General features: G+C 45.5%; 3 protein-coding genes. All 3 read right to left on the bottom strand.

Going from position 1 to position 4,994, the window contains the following annotated elements; all coding sequences use genetic code 11:
- Window positions 1-745: 745 nt before the first annotated feature.
- Window positions 746-2,143: a hypothetical protein gene (locus tag OXH39_05290; protein ID MCY3549855.1), complete on the bottom strand. Its 1,398-nt coding sequence runs from the start codon at window positions 2,141-2,143 to the stop codon at window positions 746-748.
- A 102-nt stretch (window positions 2,144-2,245) separates the two neighbouring features.
- Window positions 2,246-3,826, bottom strand: a complete 1,581-nt coding sequence (locus tag OXH39_05295; GenBank protein MCY3549856.1) for an N-6 DNA methylase — start codon at window positions 3,824-3,826, stop codon at window positions 2,246-2,248.
- Window positions 3,827-3,828: 2 nt separating this feature from the next.
- Window positions 3,829-4,677, bottom strand: a complete 849-nt coding sequence (locus OXH39_05300) for a hypothetical protein (GenBank protein ID MCY3549857.1) — start codon at window positions 4,675-4,677, stop codon at window positions 3,829-3,831.
- Window positions 4,678-4,994 lie beyond the last annotated feature (317 nt).

Here is a 4,994-nt window from a genome sequence, read left to right on the forward strand (position 1 = left end):
CCTAAGGATACCAGATTTTAGATCAACTATCAAGATAATTGTGACAGACTACTAGAACTAAGAAATGTCTACAGACCTAATGAATTCCCTTTAAAAGATTGGTTTGATGCTCTTGATGATGGTTATGAACCTCTTCCAGTAGATCGAATTTTGTCGAAAAATAAGTATGTAGTAGCTTGGAGATTCCTGTCGTGGGTTTGCCGTAAAAATGCCAGTTGGAAATGTCAAAAATGTGGTATACAATTGGGACAGGAACGCTCTGATCGAAGTTTTCTCCATGCCCATCATATTAGAGGAAGACAGTATAACAGACCAGAAGATCTGCAAGCTCTGTGTATCTGCTGTCATGCAGAACAGCCCGGAGAAAGTCATCAAAAGTTAAAAAATTATACAGAGTATCACGATTTTATAAAAAAATATGGAGAGGAATGGAAATCGCGTAATCGATCAAATCCATAACCTCAGCACAATCAAAGACAATCCACCATTCCTTATGTGCAATCTGGCATTATAAAAGACGATGTGCCTCTCTAATACCAAAATGCTAAGACTAAATTAATTTAATAAGGCACATATTGCTCTACTGAAGCGGCAAACTTGGAATTGTCCGATTGTTATAAATATGCTACTTTGCTAGGATGGAAAATTCTAAAACCTACACATGTTATACCTAAACAGAGGCATTTTCAACTTCTATTATTGCCCTCTTATCCGAGAAATCTGCGATAACCAGCGACTCAGAAACCTACCACAAAACCGAATCAATCTCCGCCATAACCGCCAGCGTCTCCGCAATAGCTACCAGAATCGCACGATACTGACGCACGTCCTCATGACGCAACACCTCTCCCTTCCGATCCTTCAACCACTTTTCACAGACCTGATACGCACCGATTTCATATTCCCATACGTCCTCGGGGACATCTGTGAAATACTGGGTCGGATTGATCCAAACACGCCCGTCCAGATAGCGCGCTTTTCCGACGACACCATCGCCTTCACCTTCAAACCGATGCACCGCTGGAATCTGTACGTCTTTCAGGAGATGCCAATCTATCAGATGCTGCCCCAATGCTGCGAGGGTGCGGAAGTGGTCTATGTCTTGTGGTAAGGGGATACGCGGGAAGTCGTATTTTAGGAAATCATAGTAGCGTTGGCGGTAGGTGGGACTGGACAAGATTGCATAGATATAGGCGAGGATGCCCTCTGGTGAAACACCTTCGGGGAGGTTAAATGGGGCGGTCTGCGGCAATTCTAACGCCTCTGAAAGGGCAGTGAGAAACGGAGATTTGAAATTGAGCGATCGTTTTGTAGCGAGTCCCAATTCCTTTGGGTTTGGGTATAAGTAGAGCGGAAATACATGTGTAGGTCCGTCTTTGTTTGAGATGCAATTGCCATCGATAATTCGGTCGGTAACAAAGACGTGCTGCCATGTGCTTGCACTTCTGAGGCTGCGGTGTGTGCAAAGGGCAGGATTTTCTTTCTGCAGATAGGGCATAATTAAGGGACGGGGAGCACAGTGAAAACCACGCGATTGTCCAGTATAATAAGTCCAGCGCGTATCATAAGGGCGATAATTTATAGGTTGGATGTGCTGTTCAACATCCGGGTGATTCCGAAGATCCGCCTGGGCAAGGTGAACCTTCCAGTCCTGGGTATCTTTTTGCAATTTGTATTTCTGGCGGGCTTCGTCTTCAGGAAGCGAAACAAAATCTTTTACAGTTTTATGTAATTGCTCAGCAGTCCAATGGATCGTCAGTTTGTCGCGAGCTGTGAGAATTCCGATTGAACTGATTTGAAAAATATCAGTAATTTTCTTCGATTCTTTTTCATATTCTGCTCGCGCTTCTACCTCTTGCGGCGTAAAATAATAATACGGTGATTTTGGTTGAAATGCACACCAGTCATTAGTTTCGACATAGGTTTCGGAAAGTGCGTTGTATTTCTCCTCACGAAGTCCCCAAAGATCAGCATAATAGATCTTTGCCAGTGAGGGGTTGTTCGGTTCTTTTACACATAAGAGAATAGTGACTCCTTGCTTGATATCAAAGACGTTTTCGTCAGTTTCCGTTTCAGGAGAAATTTCCCCGATTCTGCTACCACCGTGTAAATTGAAACAATAGATAGCATTGAAACTCTTCATCAGGGATTGCCTCATTCTGCGAAAAGTTACTCCGCCAAGAAAATTATTATTGACAATATAGCCGATAACACCCTCACCATTTTTATCAATTCGCCACTGTGCTCACCGAAGAAATTTCACATAATCGGCTTGAAGAAATTTCGTCTGATCTTTAATTCCCAATAATTTTCCATCCGTTGGTTTATAATCTTCAATAAGTTCTCCGATAAAAGTCAACCTATTCCCCTCACTACTTGGATTGGCTGAATCCTGTGGATATGGTGGATTGCCAAGGATGACGAGAATTGGTTCGTCGCGTTTCACTGACAAGGCTGCATTCGCCTCGTCAGAGATAAACTCTGCAAAGGGCAAGGATGGCTGCATCTCCCCGGGGTACTCCAATGTGTTGGTGAGATAGATGCGGAGGCGTTCATCGGCGTGCCAGCCTTGTGCTTGTAGGAACAGACTCAACTTGAGATGCGCGATTGTATACGGAGCGACGAGCAGTTCAAACCCGAAGATCCGTCTGACCAACTGAGCGTTGATATATTGCGTCCACTCTCCGGTGCCGTAGGTCTCGGTGATGTATTCTTTGATGTGGTCCAGCACTGTCAAGAGGAAGCCACCCGTGCCTGTCGCTGGGTCAAGGATGAGCGTGTTGTCATCGGCGAGACCGTCCGGTCTGTTTAGGTCTGTTTTGAGGAGGCTATCGACGGATCTGACGATATAGGAGATAACCTGTGGCGGTGTGTAGTAGACACCGCGATCGACGCGTCGCTGCGGATCGTATTCGGCGAGGAAGGTCTCGTAGAAGTGGATTACTGGGTCTTCAAGATGATTTCTTGCAGCAAACGCCGTGCGGAGCATTTCTGTTGGGACATTTCGGAGGAGTACCGCGATGTCGTCCAGAATATAGGTGATGTTCGTCTCAAGTGTCGGTGAGGCGACGTGATAAAAGAGTTGGATGAGGAACGGGTTTGATCTTGGGAGTGCCTCGGCGGCGGTGTGTCGTGAGAAGTTGGTCGCATTCGGGAGTGTACAGCGTGCGGCGAATAACCCGTAAGCGAGGGTTTGGGCGTACATATCGGCGAAATCGTCCGGTGTCAACGTAGAGATGAGCGTCTCCCTGAACGCCGAAAACATCCGATAAATCTCGCTATCCTCATCGCTAAGTGTGGTTGCGATCTGTGTCTGGAGTTCCCGCGTCCGTCTGGCGAGGTATCTTGCGAGTGTTTCTGGAGAGGTAATTTGGACGTGTCCGGCGTTCAGAAACCGTTCCAATAGCGTCTCTAAATTTTCAGTTTCATCTTCAACGCTTGCTGTCGCTCGCAATGTTCCATCGGCATACAACCGGAATTCGACGAAGTTGGTGAGGATGAAGTTATCAAGGTTTTCAATGAAACGTGCATTCTGCGCTTCGGCGTGCCCAGTGAGGTTGTCGAGGTCTCTGCCGTATCTTTCCGCCTCAATATAACCGATGGGTAGCAAACCGTCCATTGCGATGAAATCCGGTCTCCCGATCTGATCCAGTTGTCTCGGTTCTTGTGTTAATTGGACGGTATCTCTGCCGAAGTGGTCAACGAATAGTGCTTCAAGGAAGGCTTGGAGGTGTGGGTATAGCGAGAGTTCTGGCGTTGCCTCGGTGCTGGTTTGTGTGCGTTGGATGTTTTGTAGATAACGGTCGCAGTGTGTTTGGAAGTTCATGTTTATTTCAACCAATATGGAAATCCAGTAGGCTGCTGAGACGCAAGAGGTCGGAGCACCTCAAACTTTCCATTCACTGATTTACGGGTTAAGACGATAATCCCAGCGTCGGCGAATGTGCCTTTTTTAACAAAATTGTGCTCAAATAGCAAAACGTCCTCAATACCGTCATTGTTAAAGTCAGCCCGCACCATCTCCTTTAACGTTTGCCCCATACCGGACCCCTCAACATACAAAACATTTTGACTTTTCTCGGTAATGACGAGCTCTTGATTATCAATTTTTTGCTGGTATGTCGTCTCTAAATCTCTCGGGGCATCCCAACTTGATTGCCCAGCAAGATTTTCGGCAAATATCTGGAAAGGGAGCAATTCTAAGTTGAGGATGCTGACTTCGGCATCTGAGATAAAATTTTGTTTTGGCACACTCGCCTTCTCAAGCGCATTGAGCAATCCACAGGGATGCATGAAAAAAAATGACATTTTGTAGTCAAAATTACTGTTCGGGTAGTAGCCCTGTTTACGTGCCTCATCATATTCTCTACAGGTTCGTACATAAACCGTGTCGTCCCTCTTTTTCGTGAGCGTTACGCCATCAATATGATCATTCAGTCCGAGACGGATAGGCAGATCCGGAAGGGTGTCAATCTTATCTTTAGCAATGGATTTTACTGTCGTGCCATCCGCAAACCGTATACTTTCAATGAGTTGAAAAGTAACATTGGACTCCTGCGGCGTTTTATTCGGGCTTTGCTGATCTGCTGCCAAAGACTGCTGGACATGGACATTTTGAGCACTGAAGATAAATGCCAGTAAACATACAATGCTGCCAAAAAACTTCATAGTTGTCATTAAAATTTCCTTTCTCAAGGCAGGTCGTTTTGGGATTCTTGCACAACTGCATTATATCCTAATCTACTTCTCAGATGCAAGGGTTTTTGGAACCTGCATTCTGCAAAGCATTTGACAATAAAATCTGGGCGTGATATTCTTATTGAACTGTCTGCTATAAAAACCTAAGTTGCCACCTGTTTGGCACATAGCACTCCGCTGGAGTGCAAGAAGTTGTGGACCCCAGTTTCTATAGATATATCACCCCGCTGGGGTGGGGAAAATACCTAAACCTCTCATTGGAACGTTCAGAATTTGTTAGTAGCAACTTGGGTTAT

The organism is Candidatus Poribacteria bacterium (assembly GCA_026702755.1).
In the GTDB taxonomy this organism is placed as follows: Bacteria; Poribacteria; WGA-4E; order WGA-4E; family WGA-3G; genus WGA-3G.

Bases quoted from the DNA above. Each gene is read 5' to 3' on its own strand.
- OXH39_05290 (MCY3549855.1), bottom strand. From the start codon at position 2,143: ATGAAGAGTTTCAATGCTATCTATTGTTTCAATTTACACGGTGGTAGC.
- OXH39_05300 (MCY3549857.1), bottom strand. From the start codon at position 4,677: ATGACAACTATGAAGTTTTTTGGCAGCATTGTATGTTTACTGGCATTT.
- OXH39_05295 (MCY3549856.1), bottom strand. From the start codon at position 3,826: ATGAACTTCCAAACACACTGCGACCGTTATCTACAAAACATCCAACGC.